This is a genomic window from Lysobacter sp. OAE881 (assembly GCF_040546665.1).
Lineage (GTDB): Bacteria > Pseudomonadota > Gammaproteobacteria > Xanthomonadales > Xanthomonadaceae > Lysobacter_J > Lysobacter_J soli.
This window is the reverse complement of sequence record NZ_JBEPOG010000001.1, coordinates 3614330-3631095: the sequence shown is the minus strand read 5'-3', so window position 1 is coordinate 3631095 and position 16766 is coordinate 3614330. Positions and strand designations below refer to the sequence as shown.

Below are 16766 nucleotides of genomic sequence, written 5' to 3'. Positions count from 1 at the left end.
TTCGCAAGCGGCGCCTTCTCACCCCCAACCCCTCTCCCGTGGGGAGAGGGGCTCGAAGCCCGTAGTTGCCGGGAGGAATCACGACTGTCCATGGCCCCTCCTCAGTACGGGTAAACGGCGGAATTGAAGAACCGGCCGAGCCAGCCCATCGCGTTGGAACGCGCGAGCGTGCCGCGGCCGCCATAGACGATCTGCGCGTCGCCCACGCGATCGGAGGAAATGCGGTTGTCGGGACCGATATCGGCCGTCCGCACGATTCCTTGAACCTGGATCAGCTCGTCGCCCTGGTTCAGGCGCAGCTGCTTCTGTCCGCGCACCAGCAGGTTGCCGTTGCCCAGGTTCTGGATGACGGTCGCCGTCACCGAACCGCTGAGGCGGTTGCTCTGCGTGCTGTTGCCGGCGCCCTGGAAGTCGCGCGAGCCCTCGACCGACGCTTCGAGGATCGGGTTGCCCTTGTAGGTGATCGGCACGCCGGCGATGGTCGGCGCGGCCATGTCGATGCCCGATTCCTTGCTCACCGACGTGTTCGCCTGGGCGCGCGCGCTGGTGTTCTCCACCAGCACGATCGTGACGAGGTCGCCGACGTCGCGGGCCTTGTTGTCCTCGAACAGGCGCAGGCTGCGGCTGGCGTAGATGGAGCCTTCGCTGGCGGGCGCGGCCGGGGCGACGATCGCCGTGGGCGGCGCGGCCATCGGCGCGAACGGGCGCACGTCGCCGACGACGGCGGCGCAGCCGGCCAGCGCGAGCGTCGCACCGGCGATGGAAAGACGGAAGAACGCGTTCACGGCTGCACTCACAGATTGTTGTTGAGGAAGCCCAGCATCGAGTCGGTGGTCGAGATCGCCTTGGCGTTGGTCTCGTACGCGCGCTGGGTTTCGATCATCGACACCAGCTCTTCCACGACGTTGACGTTGGAGCCTTCCAGCTGGCCCTGCGCGAGCTGGCCGATGCCGTTGGTGCCCGGCGCGCCCTGCTGCGCCGGACCGCTGGCGCCGGTCTCGACGAACAGGTTCTTGCCGATGGCCTGCAGGCCCGACGGATTGACGAAGTCGGCCAGCGTCAGCGCGCCGACCTGCACGTCGTCGGCCTGGCCCTGCACCTTCACCGACACGGTGCCGTCGGCGCCGATGGTCACGCTCTGCGTGCCTTCGGGAAACTGGATGCCCGGCTGCACCGGATAACCGTCGCTGGTCACCATCTCGCCCTGCGAATTGCGCTTGAAGCTGCCGTCGCGCGTGTAGGCGCTGCTGCCGTCGGGCATGAGGACTTCGAAGAAACCGCGCCCGTCGATGCCGACGTCGAGCGCGCCGCCGGTGACGTTGAGGTTGCCCTGCGAGAACTCCTTCGCCGTCGCCGCCACGCGCACGCCGGTGCCAGTCGACAGGCCGGTCGGCGCCTGCGTCTGCTCGGACGTCGCGCCGCCGGGCTGGCGGACGGTCTGGTACAGCAGGTCCTGGAACTCGGCGCGGTCGCGCTTGAAACCGGTCGTGTTGACGTTGGACAGGTTGTTCGAAATCACCGCCATGCGCGTCTGCTGCGCGTCGAGGCCGGTCTTGGCAATCCATAGAGCCTGGGTCATGGCGTGTGTCTCCTGTTCGATGAAGCCCTTCTTCTTCCGTCATCCCGGCGAAGGCCGGGACCCAGGCTGGGAAGGCGTCAGTGGTCGAGCGTTGTGGATCGATGCGTTACGGGCCTGGGTCCCGGCCTTCGCCGGGATGACGGTGAAGGCGCGGCCCTCAAGAACCGCTATCAGCGCGAGCCCAGCAACGAATTCGCGCTGCGTGCGTTCTCATCCACGCTCTGCAAGACGCGTACCTGCATCTCGAACGCGCGGGCGGTCTGGATCATCTGCACCAGCATCGAGGTCGCCTCGACGTTGCTGTTCTCCACCGCGCCGGGCGTGAGCGAATCGCCCGCGGCGGGGGCGGGCGGCTGGCCGTTCGCCGGGCGCATCAGGCCGTCGTCTCCACGCACCAGTTCGGCGGTGCGCGCCTGCACGACGCCCAGGCGTCCCGCTTCGGCGATGGTGTTGGCGGGCTGGCCCTGGGGAACGATCGAGATCGTGCCGTCGCTGGCGATGTCCATCGACTGGTACGGCGGCACGGTGAGCGGCGCGCCGTCGGCACCGAGCACCGGGCGACCGTTGCTGGTCAGCAGGCCGTTGGCGTTCATCGCCAGGTTTCCGGCGCGCGTGTAGGCGGGGTTGCCCTGCGCGTCCTGCACGGTGAGCCAGCGATCCTGGTTCAGCGCGACGTCCAGCGTGTTGCCGGTATTGAGGATCGCGCCGTGCGTGTCGCTGACGCCGTAGGTCTGGGATGCGGCGGCCACGCGCGAGGCGTGGCCGTTGCCCTTGACCGGCGTGGCGGTGGAACCGGCGAGCGTCGCCTGGAACCCCACCGTGTTCGCGTTGGCGAGGTTGTGCGACACCGACGCCTGCGTCTTCAGCGACGTGCTGGCGCCGGTCATCGCGATGTAGAGCGCGCGGTCGGTCATGGCGGACCTCCTGTGTCATCCCACCCGCGCTTAGCGGATGTTGATGATCGTCTGGGTGACCTGGTCCTGCGTCGAGATCATCTGCGCGTTCGCCTGGAAGTTGCGCTGCGCGGTGATCATGTTGACCAGCTGTTCGGTGAGGTCGACCGTGGACGCTTCCAGCGCGCCGGACTGCAGCACGCCGAAGTCGGCGGTGTCCGGCGCACCGATGCGCGGATCGCCCGACGCGTAGGTTTCGGCCCACACGTTGTTGCCCTGCGGCTGCAGGCCCTGCGGGTTGGTGAACGTGCTCAGCGCGACCTGGCCCAGCGCCTGGTCGGCGCCGTTGGAGAAGCGTGCGTAGACCACGCCGGTGGAGTCGATGTCGATCTCGTTGAGCTTGCCGGCGGCATAACCGTCGGGGTTGATCTCGCGCAGCGCGAAGGCCGAGCCGTACTGCGCCGAGCCGGACAGGTTCAGCGTCAGGTTCATGACGCCTGCGCCGGTGGTCGGGGTGAACGGCGCCATCGTGATCTGGCCGTTCGCCGGCGTCACCAGCGCGCCGGAGCCGTTGAACTGCAGCGTCGTCGGCGCGCCGACGGCGGTGCCGTCGATGTAGTTGTGCACCTGCCACTCGTTCGGGTTGGCGGTCTTCACGAAGTAGGACGTCTGCACGTGGCCGACGCCGAGCGAGTCGTACACCGTCGCGCCGCCGGTGGAGTGGTTGTAGGTATTGGTGTCGGTCGGATCGAACGGCGTGACCGTCGGCGCGGCCGCGTTGCCCGGCAGCGTCACCTGCATGTCGACGTTGCCCGACGCCTGCGGCGGGCTGGTGGTGGTCAGCAGTTGCAGGTCGACCAGGCGGCCGACGTCGAAACCGTTGCCGTTGGCGTTGGGCGCGAACACCTGCAGGCGCTTGCCGTCGGGCGTGCCGATGAAGCCGTTCGGATCGGGCTGGAAGTTGCCCGCGCGCGAATACACGCGCGCGCCGTTGTCGTTCAGCACGAAGAAGCCTTCGCCGTCGATCGCGACGTCCAGGCCACGGCCGGTCGGATCGATGTTGCCCTGCGAGAACTGCTGCGCGACGTTGCTCAGCTTCACGCCCGAGCCGATCGCGTTGCGCGACAGGCCGTACGCGGTCGACGAGAACAGGTCGGCGAACTCGGCACGCGATTCCTTGAAGCCGGTCGTGTTGACGTTGGCGATGTTGTTCGCCGTGACGTTGAGGTCGGCGTTGGCGGCGTTGATGCCGGACAGCGAAGTGTTGAAACCCATTGGATGTTCTCCGGAGAGAGGAAGCCCTTCTCGCGCGAGCGGGAGAGGGGTTTGGGGTGAGGGCTGCGGTTCGTCAGCGGATGCGGAGCACGTAATCCAGCGGTGCCGTGCCCAGCCCCGCCAGGTCGAGGAACACGCCGTCGCTGCCGACGGTCACGCTGTCCACGCGCGACTCGACGTAGGTGCTCAGGTCCTTCTTCGTTTCGCCCGAGCCGATCGTCGCGGTGACGCCGTAGCTGCCGGCCGCGAGGCGGTTGCCGCTCGCGTCCTTGCCGTCCCATTCGAAAGCCACTTCGCCGGCCTTTTCGGCCTGCACGGTGATCTTGCGGACGCTCTGGCCGTTGGCATCGGTGATGTCGAAGGTGACGGTGCCGGCATCGGGCGCGGCGACGACGCCGTTGACGCTGCCCTCGGCGCCCAGCGCCATCTTGGCCGACGGCACCAGCACGCTGCGGCCGACGAGCGAGGCGCCGCGCAGCATCTGGTCGGTGGCGAGCGATCCCTTGAAGCCGTCCATCGACGTCTGCAGACCCTGGATGCCCTGCACGGTGGAGAACTGCGCGAGCTGCCCGAGGAATTCGCTGTTCTCCATCGGATTGAGCGGGTCCTGGTGCTGCAGCTGTTCGGTCATCAGGCGCAGGAAATCGGCCTGCCCGAGCGAGTCGGACTTCTTGGTGGTGTCGGTGCCGGTGGCGCTGGCGCCGTAGGTCGAGACGAAGTCGGATATGGAAGTCATCGGAAGTCCTGGTCAGGTTCGGCGGCGCGCGGTCAACGGCCCATCTGCAACGTCGACAACGCCAGTTCCTTGGCGCTGTTGAACACCTCGACGTTGGCCTGGTAGCTGCGCGAAGCGGAAATGAGGTCGACCATCTGCGCCACCGGATCGACCGCGGGCGCGTACACGTAGCCCTGCGCGTCGGCGAGCGGGTGGCCGGGTTCGTAGCGCTTGAGCGGCGCGTCGGTGCTCTCGCGCACTTCGGTGACGTTGACGCCGGCGAGCGAGGGATCGCCCGGCACGCCTTCGGCGCGGAACACCGGCTGCTTGGCGCGATAGACCTCGTCCGGATTGCCCGCGACGGAGTCGGCGTTGGCGAGGTTGGAGGCGATCGTCGACAGCCGCACCGACTGCGCGTTCATCGCCGAACCGGCGACGTCGAAAATAGGCAGGTTGCTCATGCGCGTTCCCCTTACTGGCCTGTGATCGCGGTGAGCATTCCGCGCACCTTGGATTCGACGAAGGTCAGCGAGGCGCGGTACTCCAGCGCCGCCTGCGCGAACAGCGCGTGCTCGCGCTCGCCATCGACGGTGTTGCCGTCGACGCTGGGCTGGCTGCTGGGCCGGGCGAAACGTGCGCCCTGCGATGCGGCGTCGATGGCGTCGCCGGCGGCGGCATTGGGCTGGAGCGCCGACTGCAGCGCCGAGGTGAAGTCCAGGTCCTGCGCCTTGAAGCCGGGGGTATCGGCGTTGGCGAGGTTGGCCGACAGCAACTGCAGCCGCTGCTCGCGCAGGGCCAGCGCAGTGCCGTGGATGCCAAGGAAATCGGACATGACGCCTCCGGGGTCGGGTTCACCCGGAGCAGAGGCAAGGCGCGTGCCAGAGGGCCGTGATTGGTGATTCGTGATTCGTGATTCGCCGAGGCCGGCGGCGGAGGCTGGTGTTGCGAATCACCCTTCACGAATCACAAATCACGGCTTCAAGCCAGCGCATTCACCCGAGCCGCCACGCGCTGGGCCAGCTCGTGTTCGGAGTACTTGGGCACGAAGTCGTCCGCGCCCACGCGCTCGACCATCGCCTGGTTGAACACGCCCGACAGCGAGGTGTGCAGCAGCACGAACATGTCGCGCAGGGCCGGGTCGCGTCGGATTTCCGTCGTCAGGGTGTAGCCGTCCATGGCGGGCATCTCGATGTCGGAGATGACCATGGCGTAACGCTCGTGGGGGTCGATGCCGCTCAGGACCAGCGCCTGCAGGTGCTCCAGCGCCTGGCGGCCGTCGGACAGCAGGGTCGAGCCCAGGCCCAGCTGCTCCAGCACCAGGCGGATCTGGTTGCGCGCCACGCGCGAGTCGTCGACCACCAGCACTTCGCGCGGGGCGGTCGGGCTGGTGGCGGCAAGCGGGGCGATGCGGTCGGCGTCGCTGGCGCGCGGCGCGGACTCGGCCAGCACGCTTTCCACGTCGATCAGCTGGATCAGCTCGCCGTGGTGGCGCGTGACGCCGGTGAGGTAGTGCTGCTCGGCGCCGTGCTCCGGCGGCGGGTGGATGTCCTGCACCGCGATGTTGACGATGCGGTCCACGGCCGAAACCAGGAAGCCCTGGACCGATCGGTTGAATTCGGTGACCACCAGGTACTTCGGTTCGACCGAGTCGGCGTCGCCATGGCCGATGGCGCGCGCAAGGTCGAGCACCGGGATGCTGCGCCCGCGCACGTCGGCCGCGCCGCTGAAGGCCGGCGGCAACTGCGGCAGGGTGAACAGCGGCGGGCGCGGGAGGACCTCCTGCACCTTGAAGACGTTCACGCCAAAAAGCTGACGCGTTCCCAGGCGGAACAGCAGCAGCGCCAGCCGGTTGTGGCCGGCCAGGCGGGTGCGTTGGTCGATGCGGTCGAGCAGGTCCTGACTCATGGTCGGGTTGTCGGCCGGGGACGGCGGGACTTGAGCATGCCGGCGGCGGTGCAAGGGGCGGGCCGGGAGCGGGATGACGCTGCCGGCCATTCCCCGACGCCCTGGCCCGTCATTCCCTCGATGCTTTTGCTCGTCATTCCCGCGAAGGCGGGAATCCAGGGACTTTCCGCGCTTCACTGGCCAGACGTCAGGTCGCGGGGTCGCGCCTCGCATCCCGCAACTTGCGGCGCTCCGGGGAAAGCATGAAACGTCCCTGGATTCCCGCCTTCGCGGGAATGACGGCGATTGGCGGGAAGGCGTTCCGGCACAAATCCTGCACGCACGCTTCGAATCTCTCCGGAGCCCGCCATGCGCGCCATCCTCAACGTCCTGCTGACCGCCCTCGTGGCGCTGGCGCCGTCGTGGGCGGTCGCGGGCGAGTTCCAGCCGGTCGGGTCCATCCGCGACGCCGCGATCGCCGCCCTCGGCGCGACGGCCGCGAACGGGCAGGCCGAGGCGGCCGTCGATTCGCGACTGCGCATGCCCGCGTGCGCGCAGCCGCTGGCGGCGACCGTCACCGGGCCGACTTCAGTGGCCGTGCGTTGTGCCGATACCCCGGGGTGGCAGCTCTACGTGCCGGTGCGGGTGCGGCGCGAGGCCGATGTGGTCGTCCTCGCCCGGCCCGTCCGCGGCGACGAGCCGATCGGGCCGGAACACCTGGCGGTGCAGCGTCGCGAACTGGGCGCCAGCGAAGGCCCGGTCGTCACCGACCCGGCCGCCCTGGTCGGCAAGCGCCTCCGCAAGGCGATGTCGGCCGGTGCGGTGCTGCAGGCCGACGATGTGGGCGGGGACGACGCGCTCAAGCGCGGCGATCCGGTCACGCTGGTCTCGCGCGCCGGCGGCATGGAAGTGCGCATGGGCGGCCGCGCGATGGGCGCGGGGAAGCTGGGATCGACCATCTCGGTCGAGAACACCGCCTCGCGCCGTATCATCCGGGGCCGCGTGGCGGGTCCCGGGCTCGTGGAAGTCAATTTGTGACGTTCCTTACAAAGTTGTCAGGTTTTCCCCTCAAGTCCGGCCGCGGGCGGCCGTTATCCAGTTCGAACACGTTCTCAAGGAGTCAGCCATGACCCACAAGATCGACGGCGCCATGTCGCCCGCCCTGCGCCAGATCGAAGCGACCGGCAGCACGTCCGTGCAGTCGCGCTCCGGTGCCGACCGCGGCCAGCCTGTCGGCGCCACCGCCGCGGCCGACCAGATGCGCCTGACCGGCGATGCCACGAACCTGCAGGCGCTGGAGCGCGAGCTCGGCGCGGCCCCGGCCGGCATCGACGTGGCGAAGGTCAACGCCATCCGCACCTCGCTCGCCGACGGCAGCTACAAGGTCGACCCGCAGGCGATCGCCGATCGCATGCTGTCGCTCGAGAACGCGCTGTCCAAGTGAGCCACCGCGGATGAACGCGCACCCGCTCGACGCACTCGAGTCCGCCCTCAACGAGGAGCGTCGCGCGCTGCTCGACCACGACGTCGAGGCGCTGCTGCGTTCCACGCAGGCCAAGCTCGAAGCGCTGCGCGCGGCCGAACACGCCGGCGCCGCGGCGAACGACGCACCGCGCGTGCTCGCGCTGAGCGAGCTCAACCATGCCAACGGCGCACTGCTCGCGCGTCGCCGCCGCGAAGTGAACTGGGCGCTGCGCCACCTCGGCCGCCTGGACGCCGACACCACCTACGACGCCACCGGGCAGTCGGGCGCGAAGCCGCACAGCCGGCTCAACGTGTCGGTCTGATTTCCCGACCGGTTCCGCGGCCTCGAACCGCACACGTTGCCGTCATCCCCGCGAAGGCGGGGATCCATGCCGCGAGCGTCACCGCCTTCGAAGGTCGAACATCATTGGATGGTTGGATGTTCGGCTCCGCGTGAATGACGCCTCCGAGCCAAGCCGTGCATCACGCAAACCGCTTCCCTCCCGCTCCGGCGTGATTCCGACACCCCGCATGCGATAAGTTGGCCCGGCCACACGCAGCAGGCCCGGAGCGGGATGAGCGAAACCACGAACACCACCACCGTCGACACCTGGAGCGAAGACATGCTCTGGGCGGTCGCCATGTCGGACCTTGCGGTCTTCCTGCTCGACGACCAGGGGCGGCTGCTGCACAGCAACGACGCCGGGCGCGTGCTCGCGATGCGACTGCATCCGGACGAGCCGCATCCCGATCCCGCGATCCTGCTGTCGTACATCCCCGAACAAGGCTGGCAGATCGCGCAGCGCGACGGTCGCTGGATCGGCGAGGTGCCCACCGCGCTCCCCGGCCTGGTGCTGGAGATCAAGGCGTTCGCCGGTCGCGATCGCGGCCGCTGCCGTCGCTACACGGTGATGACCGACATCTCGGTGCGTTCGGCGCGCGAAGGCGAACTGCGTCGTCGCCACGACGAACTCCAGTCGACCTACGACCGCCTCGCCAGCGCGCAGGAACAACTGCTGCAGTCGGAGAAGATGGCATCCATCGGCCAGCTCGCCGCCGGCGTCGCGCACGAAATCAACAACCCCATCGGCTACGTGCACTCCAACCTCGGCACGTTGCAGGAATACACCAGCGCGCTGCTCGCGCTCGTCGACGGTTACGCCGACGCGCTGCAGTCCAGCGATCCGGCATCGAGCCGCCCGTTGCTGAAGCAGATGCGCGACCGCCTCGACGTCGATTTCATCGTCGGCGACCTGCCGAAGCTGCTGGAGGAATCGCGCGAAGGCATCGAGCGCGTGACCAAGATCGTGCAGGACCTGAAGGAGTTCTCGCACGTCGAGCGCGACGAGCCGATGCGTCCGTCGGATCTTCGCAAAGGCCTGGAATCCACGCTCAACATCGTGTGGAACGACCTCAAGTACAAGGCGAAGGTCGAGAAGCACTACCACGACGTGCCGCTGGTGGAGTGCTACCTGTCGGAGATCAACCAGGTCTTCATGAACCTGCTGATCAACGCGGGGCAGGCGATCGACGACCGCGGGCTGATCACGCTCGCGATGGGCGTCGAAGGTGACGAGGTGTGGGTAAGCGTGGCCGACGACGGCGTCGGCATTCCCGAAGAAGCATTGCAGCGCATCTTCGATCCGTTCTACACGACCAAGCCGATCGGCCGCGGCACGGGCCTCGGGCTGGCGATCGCGTACCGCATCGTCGCCAAGCACCACGGCCGCATCGAGGTGCACAGCCGCCCCGGCGAAGGCAGCACGTTCCGCGTCGTACTGCCGATCTCGCAGCCGGTGCTGTCGCGTCCGCGGGGGAAGTAGCTTCCCCCGTCATCCCGGCAAAAGTCGGGACCTTGGCCCGCAGCGTCCGGGCATTCTCTCGAGGATTCCAAACCTTACCGTCATCCCGGCGAAAGCCGGGATCCGGGCCCGCATCGTCCGGGCACTCTCTCGACGGCTCCAAACCTCACCGTCATCCCGGCGAAAGCCGGGACCCAGGCCCGCATCGTCCGGGCACTCTCTCGACGGCTCCAAACCTCACCGTCATCCCGGCGAAAGCCGGGACCCAGGCCCGCAGCGTCCGGGCACTTTCTTCGACGGTTCCAAACCCCACCGTCATCCCGGCGAAAGCCGGGACCCAGGCCCGCAACATCCGGGCACTCTCTCGACGGCTCCAAACCTCACCGTCATCCCGGCGAAAGCCGGGATCCAGGCCCGCAACATCCGGGCACTCCGGCAGCGGTGAGCCACATCATCGTCATTCCAGCGAAAGCTGGAATCCATCTTGCCGTTGCTTTTGCTCGTCATTCCCGCGAAGGCGGGCCGCTTCTTGGCCGCCGAATGGCGGCACCATCCAAGGACGTTCCACGCTTTCCCTTCAACGCTTAAGAGCAAAGAAGAATCACTAGCCAAGCTTCCGATCGCCTGCGGCGCTCGGGTCACTTTTCTTTGCTCGCACAAAGAAAAGTAACCCAAAGAAAGTGCGTACAAGTCCAACCCAATCCCACGACCGGAAAGCAAAAGGGCGCGCTCGCGATTCGCCATCCATGGCTCATCGCTCACCGCCGCACATCCTGTGCGGCGCCCTTCGGGGCTAGTGACGAATAGGCTGTTCGATAGCAACAGCAACAGCAACAGCAACAGCAACAGCAACAGCAACAACGACAGCGACAGGGACAGCGACAGGGACAGGGACAGGGACAGCGACAGCAGCAACAGCGACAGCGACGGCGACAGAATCGTCATTCCAGCGAAAGCTGGAATCCATCTTGATCTTTCGATTGCAGTTCACGTTGCAATGCCGTTGCCGTTGCCGTTGCCGTTGCCGTTGCCGTTGCCGTTGCCGTTGCCGCGGCCGTTGCCGTTGCCGTTGCCGCTGCCGCTGCCGCTGCCGCTGCCGCTGCCGCTGCCGCTGCCGCCGTCGCCGTCGCCGTCGCCGTCGCTCTTGCTCGTCATTCCCGCGAAGGCGGGAATCCAGGGACTTTTCACGCTTTCCCTGCAGCCCGTCAGAGCAAATCAAAGCAAAGAAGAATCACGAGCCAAGTTTCCAAGCGCCCGCCGCGATCCACGCGTCGCAAACGCATGCCCGCATGAGCCCGCTACCGCGCCGCAAACGTCGACAGGCAAGCCCGGCGCGCACGCGCCATGCTGCACGCGCGATCAGCCCGGTGTCCGGCTTCCCGCGCGCTAGTCCCTCACATCCAGCACCACGCACCGCGCCCGCCGAAAACCTCACGGAATCGCCGGCCCCCACCCCATTCAGCCGCCTACACACCTCACGCGGTGCGTAAGGTTTCAACCGAAACCTGTGGCGCCACCAGCCCGTTGCTGCATTGCACGATGACAAACTCGGCACACTTTGCTTAGTTTTGGTTAAGGCGTCGTGGTAGCGCTATCACAGGGGTGGGCCACCCGACGCCGGGAACACGCGATTACTGCGACTGCACGGGTCACTGGAACCGCAAGGGAAGTCGGTTTTCGAGGTGCGGGACGGGCGACTCGAGCGCCCGGTTTGGAAGCGTGCGGGCGATGCCCGCGGGTGCCCTGGGGAGGGGCGAGACATCCATCGATCGAAGTAGAGGGCAGACCACATGATTTGGTTCCGGTCCGACGCAGCAAGCGCGTCCTGCAAGCAAGCGGCCACCATCGAGCCGCCGTCGCAGGACAAGGTTTTTTCCGATCAACGAGCCGTCCAGCGGAGGGCCGCGCCATGAGCCGCAGGACGTCCAACACGAAGTTCAACAGCCGCATCCTCAAGCGCACGGCGATGTTCACCTTCGTCGGCGGCATGCTGGTGATCAATCCCGCGTTTGCGCAGGACGCCACGCAGGCGACGCAGGGGCAGGTGCTGCAGGCACAGAACCCCGCGGACGAGGCCACCACGCTCGATTCGGTGACCGTCACCGGTCTTCGCAACTCGCTCAACCAGTCGATGGAGCTCAAGCGCGAAGCCGCCGGCGTTGTCGACGCGATCAGTTCCGAAGACATCGGCAAGTTCCCCGACACGAACCTGGCCGAATCGCTGCAGCGCATCACCGGCATCTCGATCGAGCGCCGCGACGGCGAAGGCGCGCAGATCACCGCGCGCGGCTTCGGCCCGCAGTTCAACATGGTCACCCTCAACGGTCGCCAGATCCCGGGCGCGGACGCCTTCGGTGCGCCGGGCCAGATCCCGATCGGCGGCGTCGACGGCGGCACGCGCGCGTTCAACTTCGCGCAGCTGGCATCGGAAGCGATCGACACGCTGGTGGTCTACAAGACCGGCCAGGCGACCGTGCCCAGCGGCGGCATCGGCGCGACGATCGACATCCAGACCGATCGCCCGTTCAATCACCAGGGCGGCAACGTCATCGCCAACCTCGGCGCCAAGGCCGTCTACGACGAATCGCAGCCGTTCGAAACCGACATCACGCCGGAAGTCTCGGGCATCTTCAGCTACGCCAACGCCGACAAGACGTGGGGCGTGGGCCTCTCGGCGAGCTACCAGAAGCGCCACGGCGGTTCGGTGCAGTCGACCGAGAACGCCTGGAACATGCAGCGCTGGACCGGCACCGATCCGGCATTGCGTCCCGACGCGATCGTGACCAACGCGCCGGCGATCGGCCAGCTGTACGGCATGCCGAACGACCTGCGCTACGCCTTCGCCGATTTCGAACGCGAACGCATCAACGGCCAGGCCGTGCTGCAGTTCGCGCCGACCGACGCGCTGACCTTCACGCTGGACTACACCTACTCCAGCAACGAGATCACCGAAGACCGCGGCGAGCAGACGATCTGGCTGCAGCGCGCCAACAGCTTCAGCCACCTCACCTTCGACACCGACGAGGAGGTCGCAACGCCGATCTACCTTCGCGACATCGTCGGCACCAAGGACTTCGGCTACGAGCAGCAGCGCCAGGAGCAGGAATACACGCTCGATTCGATCGGCCTGAACGTGAAGTGGGACGTCACCGATCGCTTCCGCCTGGCCTTCGATGCGCACAACACCACGTCCAAGAGCCTGCCGAACGATCCGGTCACCGGCGGCGGCTCGACGTTCTTCTCCATCGCCGGCACCAACAACTGCACCGTGGGCCCGTACTGCGGCGGCAACTGGGCGCAGGAGCTGTGGTTCAACAACGGCCTGCCGATCGGCGCGCGCACGTGGTACACCGATCCGGCTTCGGCCGCGAGCGGCGCCAACGGCACGGTCAACCCGGACTTCCCGCCGGAGCAGATCGGTTCGCAGGTGCTGCGCATCAACTCCCAGCGCCAGGAAACCGAGGTCAAGCAGGGCCGCATCGACGGCGAATACAACTTCGATGACGGCCGCTTCCTGTTCGGCGTGGATTCGTCCAACGTCACCATGAGGCGCATGCAGGCGACCGAGGCGTATTCCACGCTCGGCGACTGGGGCGTGGCCAACACCGGCAACGAACCGGGCCTGCAGGAACTGCTGACGCCGATCAGCATCGTCGGCATGTTCGAGGACTGGAACACCGACGGCGCGGCGCGCGGTGCATGGCGCGGCAATGCCACGGCCGGCGCGTTGTGGGCGGGCGATTTCTACGGCGCGCAGACGCGTCGCAACGACCAGCTGGCCGCCGACAACGAGATCGAGGAAGACACCGACTCGGTGTACGGCCAGGTCGAAATGGACGGCACGCTCGGTGGTTTCCCGACGCACACGCGCATCGGCGTGCGTTACGAGAAGACCTACCTGACCTCGACGTCGCAGGTCGCCATTCCCACCGCGATCCAGTGGCAGGCGAACAACGACTTCCGCATCCTGCGCGGCGAGGACACGCAGCCCTTCAAGGAAACGCACAGCTACGACTACGTGCTGCCGAACCTGGATTTCAGCATCGATTTCACCGATGAGATCAAGGGTCGCGCGTCGTTCAGCCAGACCATCGCGCGTGCGCCGTACGGCAGCCTGTACGCCGGCCCCACGCCGAACCAGCCCACCGGTTCGATCCTGATCAACCCGTCCACGCGTGCGGACGGCGATGCGCAGAACCCGGAACTGGACCCGCTGGAATCGGACAACCTCGACCTGGCGGTGGAGTGGTACTTCGCCGACGCGAGCTTCGTCTCGGTCACGTTCTGGAACAAGGACGTGAAGAACTTCGTCGGCAGCTCGGTGGTGCGTGAGAACCTGTACGGCCTGCGCGATCCGACCTCCGGTCCGGATGCACAGGCGGCGCTCGCGTTCCTCACCAGCCAGGCGTGCGCGACGCAGGCCACGGCGGCGGGCGCGGATCTCGCGCAGGCGTGTTCGGCCAACGACACCGCGCTGTTCACGGCGGTGGCGATGCTGCGCAATCCGGAAACCGGCGGCCTGGGCGCGTACAACGGTACGTCCGCGCAGTCGCTGGCGATGGAGAACGCCTACGACCTGGTCGGAGAAGCGGATGATCCGTTGTACGAGTTCGACGTGCAGCGTCCGGTCAACCAGAACAACGCCAACCTGCACGGTTGGGAAATGGGTGGCCAGTACTTCTTCGGCGAGTCGGGTTTCGGCATCTTCGCCAACTACACGCTGGTGGACGGCGACGTCGCGTTCGACAACACCGTGGTCGATCGCGACCAGTTCGCGCTGCTCGGCCTGAGCGACACGGCCAACGTGATGTTCATGTACGAGAAGTACGGCTGGTCCGCGCGACTGGCCTGGAACTGGCGCGACGAGTACCTGATCGCGGCCAACGAGAACGGCTCCAACCGCAATCCGTTCTACGTCGAGGAATACGAGCAGTGGGACCTGAGCGTCAACTACTCGTTCAACGACAACTGGCAGGTCGGCTTTGAAGCGATCAACCTGACCGGCGAGGACGTGCGTTGGCACGGCCGCTCCGAGAAGCAGATGATCAAGCTGGTCGACCAGAGCCCGCGTTACATGCTGGGCGTGCGCTGGCGCTACTGACGGCACGCGTACGAGGAAAGGCGGGTGCGGGAGCGGGAGGCGCGATGCGTCCTCCCGTTTCCCGGACTCCATCCAACGCGAGGAACGAGGGGCCATCGCACGCGGCACGGAGGACGCTCTCCCTCCCGTGACGCTCGCGATCCCGCGTTTCTCGCTTCTCGTTTGCGGCGCCGCAATCGCCACATTCCGAAACCCTTGCTTCCGTCGAACGGCAGGCGCATAACGTGCGAAAGCCTGCCCATTGCCAGCCCGACATGGCCCGATACGAACTGCTCAACAACATCACGCACAAGGACCTGCGCGTGGCCACGCGCTTCGGTCGCGAATTCGGCGACGACGTCGGCATGGTCATGGCGTTCCCGACCGAGTTCGCCGAGCTGCAGCGCGAATACCCGATCTTCTTCCGCAAGGATCGCGACAGCGGCCAGTGGCAGGCGGTCGCGCTGCTCGGTTTCGACGCGAAGGAAAACCTCTTCCTGCAGGGCGAACGCTGGAATGCCGCCTACCTGCCCGGTGCGATCGCGAAGGGGCCGTTCCTGATCGGCTTCCAGGAGCAGCGCATCGAAGGCGAACTGCGTCGCGAGCCGGTCGTGCACGTGGACATGGACCATCCGCGCATCCAGGCCGGCGACGGCGAGGCGGTGTTCCTCCCGCAGGGCGGCAACAGCGCCTACCTCGACCACATTTCCACCGTGTTGCGCGGCATCCGCGACGGCGTGGATGCCGGGCAGGCGATGTACGCAGCGCTCGACGCGCTCGGACTCATCCAGCCGGTGTCGCTGGAAATCACGCTCGACGAAGGCCATCGCGTGAGCCTCGCGGGCCTGCATAACATCGACCGCGACCGGCTGGCCGCGCTCGATGCCGACCAACTGCACGCGTTGCATCGCGCTGGTTATCTCGAAGGCGTGTACCTCGTGCTCGCTTCGGTCCACAACCTGCGCCGGCTGATGGCCGAAAAGCAGCGACGACTGCGAGAGACCGCGCAGTGAACGCAATGGCCGGCGACGCGACGATGCATGCGCGCGCCGGCGCGACGCAGCCGATCGCCGAGCTGCACGGCCTGCACGCGGATTCATTGCCGATCGACGAACTGCTCGCGGGCGGCGAACCGGTGGTGCTGCGCGGCATCGCGCGCGACTGGGACCTGGTAAAGGCCGGCGAGCAGTCGATGCAATCGGCGATGGACTACCTGCGCCGTCACGACAACGGCCAGCCGGTGACGTATTCGTGGGGCGCGCCGGAGATCCGCGGACGTCCGTTCTACAACGACGATTTCACGCAGCTCAATTTCGACGTGCGTCGCGGCGTGCTGTCGCAGGTGCTGGACGAGATCGCGTCGCACGCGAACGATGCGACGCCTCCGACCTGGTACGTCGCCTCGCTGCTTATCGACACGCGCCTGCCCGGATTTCGCGCGAAGAACGACATCGGGCTCGCAAGGCAGGGCATCGACGCACCGCCGAGCATCTGGATCGGCAATCGCGTCACCGCGTCGTGCCATTACGATGCGATGAACAACATCGCCGTGTGCGCGGTCGGGCGTCGCCGCTTCACGCTGTTTCCGCCGGAGCAGATCCACAACCTCTATCCGGGGCCGCTGGAACCGACGCCCGGAGGGCAGCAGGTCAGCGTGGTCGATTTCGACGCGCCGGATTTCGCGCGCTATCCGCGTTTCCGCGATGCGCTCGCCGCCGCGCGCACTGCCGTGCTCGAACCGGGCGATGCGATCTTCATGCCGAGCCTTTGGTGGCACCACGTGCAGGCGCTGGAAGCGTTCAACGTGCTGGTGAACACGTGGTGGAGTAGCGTGCCCGCGCACGTGCCCACGCCGATGCATGCGCTGTACCACGCGATCTGGGCATTGCGCGATCGCCCCGAGCGCGAGAAGCAGGCGTGGCGCGAGGTGTTCGATTACTACGTGTTCGGAGATCCGGAACAGGCCGGCGCGCATCTTCCGGCGCAGGCGCGTGGTGCGCTCGCGCCCGTCGACGACGTGCTCGCGCGGCAACTGCGCGCGATGCTGCTCGCCAAACTCAACCGCTGAGCGCAT

17 protein-coding genes are annotated in these 16766 nt (G+C 67.1%); 7 read left to right on the top strand and 10 right to left on the bottom strand.

All coding sequences use genetic code 11. From position 1 onward, the window contains the following. Positions 1–101: 101 nt before the first annotated feature. The 8 genes from flgH to ABIE51_RS16665 all read right to left on the bottom strand — a co-directional run bounded on the left by flgH (position 102) and on the right by ABIE51_RS16665 (position 6367). The gene (flgH, locus tag ABIE51_RS16700) at positions 102–785 is read right to left on the bottom strand and encodes a flagellar basal body L-ring protein FlgH (RefSeq protein ID WP_192631530.1); all 684 of its coding nucleotides are present in this window, start codon (positions 783–785) and stop codon (positions 102–104) included. Positions 786–793: 8 nt separating this feature from the next. Next, positions 794–1579 carry a flagellar basal-body rod protein FlgG gene (flgG, locus tag ABIE51_RS16695; RefSeq protein ID WP_115843532.1) on the bottom strand — a complete coding sequence of 262 codons (786 nt, stop codon included), beginning with the start codon at positions 1577–1579 and terminating at the stop codon, positions 794–796. A 170-nt stretch (positions 1580–1749) separates the two neighbouring features. After that, positions 1750–2493 carry a flagellar basal body rod protein FlgF gene (locus tag ABIE51_RS16690; RefSeq protein ID WP_115843529.1) on the bottom strand — a complete coding sequence of 248 codons (744 nt, stop codon included), beginning with the start codon at positions 2491–2493 and terminating at the stop codon, positions 1750–1752. A 30-nt stretch (positions 2494–2523) separates the two neighbouring features. Next, positions 2524–3747 carry a flagellar hook protein FlgE gene (gene flgE / locus ABIE51_RS16685; RefSeq protein ID WP_115843527.1) on the bottom strand — a complete coding sequence of 408 codons (1224 nt, stop codon included), beginning with the start codon at positions 3745–3747 and terminating at the stop codon, positions 2524–2526. A gap of 73 nt (positions 3748–3820) precedes the next feature. Then, entirely contained in the window at positions 3821–4483 is a 663-nt protein-coding gene (locus ABIE51_RS16680) for a flagellar hook capping FlgD N-terminal domain-containing protein (RefSeq protein ID WP_192631529.1), read from the bottom strand. A gap of 32 nt (positions 4484–4515) precedes the next feature. Then, a complete protein-coding gene (gene flgC, locus ABIE51_RS16675) occupies positions 4516–4923 on the bottom strand; it encodes a flagellar basal body rod protein FlgC (protein ID WP_115843523.1) in 408 nt (135 codons plus the stop codon). An 11-nt stretch (positions 4924–4934) separates the two neighbouring features. Further along, positions 4935–5294 (bottom strand): flagellar basal body rod protein FlgB, encoded by a 360-nt coding sequence (gene flgB / locus ABIE51_RS16670; protein WP_115843521.1) that lies wholly within the window; start codon positions 5292–5294, stop codon positions 4935–4937. Between the two features lie 146 nt (positions 5295–5440). Beyond that, positions 5441–6367 carry a chemotaxis protein gene (locus ABIE51_RS16665; RefSeq protein WP_115843519.1) on the bottom strand — a complete coding sequence of 309 codons (927 nt, stop codon included), beginning with the start codon at positions 6365–6367 and terminating at the stop codon, positions 5441–5443. 348 nt (positions 6368–6715) lie between these two features. Here ABIE51_RS16665 and flgA point away from each other — a divergent pair, with 348 nt between their 5' ends. The 4 genes from flgA (at position 6716) to ABIE51_RS16645 (ending at position 9633) form a co-directional block, all read left to right on the top strand. Then, positions 6716–7384, top strand: coding sequence for a flagellar basal body P-ring formation chaperone FlgA (flgA, locus tag ABIE51_RS16660; RefSeq protein ID WP_192631528.1), 669 nt, complete (start codon positions 6716–6718; stop codon positions 7382–7384). Between the two features lie 88 nt (positions 7385–7472). Next, complete coding sequence (gene flgM / locus ABIE51_RS16655) at positions 7473–7790, top strand: flagellar biosynthesis anti-sigma factor FlgM (RefSeq protein ID WP_115843515.1); 318 nt, start codon at positions 7473–7475, stop codon at positions 7788–7790. Positions 7791–7800: 10 nt separating this feature from the next. Next, complete coding sequence (locus tag ABIE51_RS16650; protein WP_192631527.1) at positions 7801–8133, top strand: flagellar protein FlgN; 333 nt, start codon at positions 7801–7803, stop codon at positions 8131–8133. Between the two features lie 252 nt (positions 8134–8385). Then, positions 8386–9633 (top strand): ATP-binding protein, encoded by a 1248-nt coding sequence (locus ABIE51_RS16645; RefSeq protein WP_232338450.1) that lies wholly within the window; start codon positions 8386–8388, stop codon positions 9631–9633. Between the two features lie 294 nt (positions 9634–9927). On the opposite strand, the gene ABIE51_RS16640 is transcribed toward ABIE51_RS16645, so the two are convergent. Beyond that, positions 9928–10557 carry a hypothetical protein gene (locus ABIE51_RS16640; RefSeq protein WP_192631526.1) on the bottom strand — a complete coding sequence of 210 codons (630 nt, stop codon included), beginning with the start codon at positions 10555–10557 and terminating at the stop codon, positions 9928–9930. 42 nt (positions 10558–10599) lie between these two features. Next, the gene (locus ABIE51_RS16635) at positions 10600–10800 is read right to left on the bottom strand and encodes a hypothetical protein (protein WP_192631525.1); all 201 of its coding nucleotides are present in this window, start codon (positions 10798–10800) and stop codon (positions 10600–10602) included. Between the two features lie 721 nt (positions 10801–11521). Between ABIE51_RS16635 and ABIE51_RS16630 the strand changes: the two genes are divergently transcribed. From ABIE51_RS16630 to ABIE51_RS16620, 3 genes are all read left to right on the top strand, one after another. Then, entirely contained in the window at positions 11522–14713 is a 3192-nt protein-coding gene (locus ABIE51_RS16630; protein ID WP_192631524.1) for a TonB-dependent receptor, read from the top strand. A gap of 254 nt (positions 14714–14967) precedes the next feature. Further along, positions 14968–15705, top strand: coding sequence for a SapC family protein (locus tag ABIE51_RS16625; RefSeq protein WP_115843507.1), 738 nt, complete (start codon positions 14968–14970; stop codon positions 15703–15705). A gap of 5 nt (positions 15706–15710) precedes the next feature. After that, on the top strand, positions 15711–16760 hold the full coding sequence (locus ABIE51_RS16620; protein ID WP_502913338.1) for a cupin-like domain-containing protein: 1050 nt from the start codon (positions 15711–15713) through the stop codon (positions 16758–16760). Positions 16761–16766 lie beyond the last annotated feature (6 nt).

Excerpts from the sequence above, each read along its gene's own strand:
- flgG (WP_115843532.1), bottom strand. The coding sequence starts at position 1,579 with ATGACCCAGGCTCTATGGATTGCCAAGACCGGCCTCGACGCGCAGCAG.
- ABIE51_RS16690 (WP_115843529.1), bottom strand. The coding sequence starts at position 2,493 with ATGACCGACCGCGCGCTCTACATCGCGATGACCGGCGCCAGCACGTCG.
- flgE (WP_115843527.1), bottom strand. The coding sequence starts at position 3,747 with ATGGGTTTCAACACTTCGCTGTCCGGCATCAACGCCGCCAACGCCGAC.
- ABIE51_RS16680 (WP_192631529.1), bottom strand. The coding sequence starts at position 4,483 with ATGACTTCCATATCCGACTTCGTCTCGACCTACGGCGCCAGCGCCACC.
- flgC (WP_115843523.1), bottom strand. The coding sequence starts at position 4,923 with ATGAGCAACCTGCCTATTTTCGACGTCGCCGGTTCGGCGATGAACGCG.
- flgB (WP_115843521.1), bottom strand. The coding sequence starts at position 5,294 with ATGTCCGATTTCCTTGGCATCCACGGCACTGCGCTGGCCCTGCGCGAG.
- ABIE51_RS16665 (WP_115843519.1), bottom strand. The coding sequence starts at position 6,367 with ATGAGTCAGGACCTGCTCGACCGCATCGACCAACGCACCCGCCTGGCC.
- flgA (WP_192631528.1), top strand. The coding sequence starts at position 6,716 with ATGCGCGCCATCCTCAACGTCCTGCTGACCGCCCTCGTGGCGCTGGCG.
- flgM (WP_115843515.1), top strand. The coding sequence starts at position 7,473 with ATGACCCACAAGATCGACGGCGCCATGTCGCCCGCCCTGCGCCAGATC.
- ABIE51_RS16650 (WP_192631527.1), top strand. The coding sequence starts at position 7,801 with ATGAACGCGCACCCGCTCGACGCACTCGAGTCCGCCCTCAACGAGGAG.
- ABIE51_RS16645 (WP_232338450.1), top strand. The coding sequence starts at position 8,386 with ATGAGCGAAACCACGAACACCACCACCGTCGACACCTGGAGCGAAGAC.
- ABIE51_RS16640 (WP_192631526.1), bottom strand. The coding sequence starts at position 10,557 with ATGACGATTCTGTCGCCGTCGCTGTCGCTGTTGCTGCTGTCGCTGTCC.
- ABIE51_RS16630 (WP_192631524.1), top strand. The coding sequence starts at position 11,522 with ATGAGCCGCAGGACGTCCAACACGAAGTTCAACAGCCGCATCCTCAAG.
- ABIE51_RS16625 (WP_115843507.1), top strand. The coding sequence starts at position 14,968 with ATGGCCCGATACGAACTGCTCAACAACATCACGCACAAGGACCTGCGC.
- ABIE51_RS16620 (WP_502913338.1), top strand. The coding sequence starts at position 15,711 with ATGGCCGGCGACGCGACGATGCATGCGCGCGCCGGCGCGACGCAGCCG.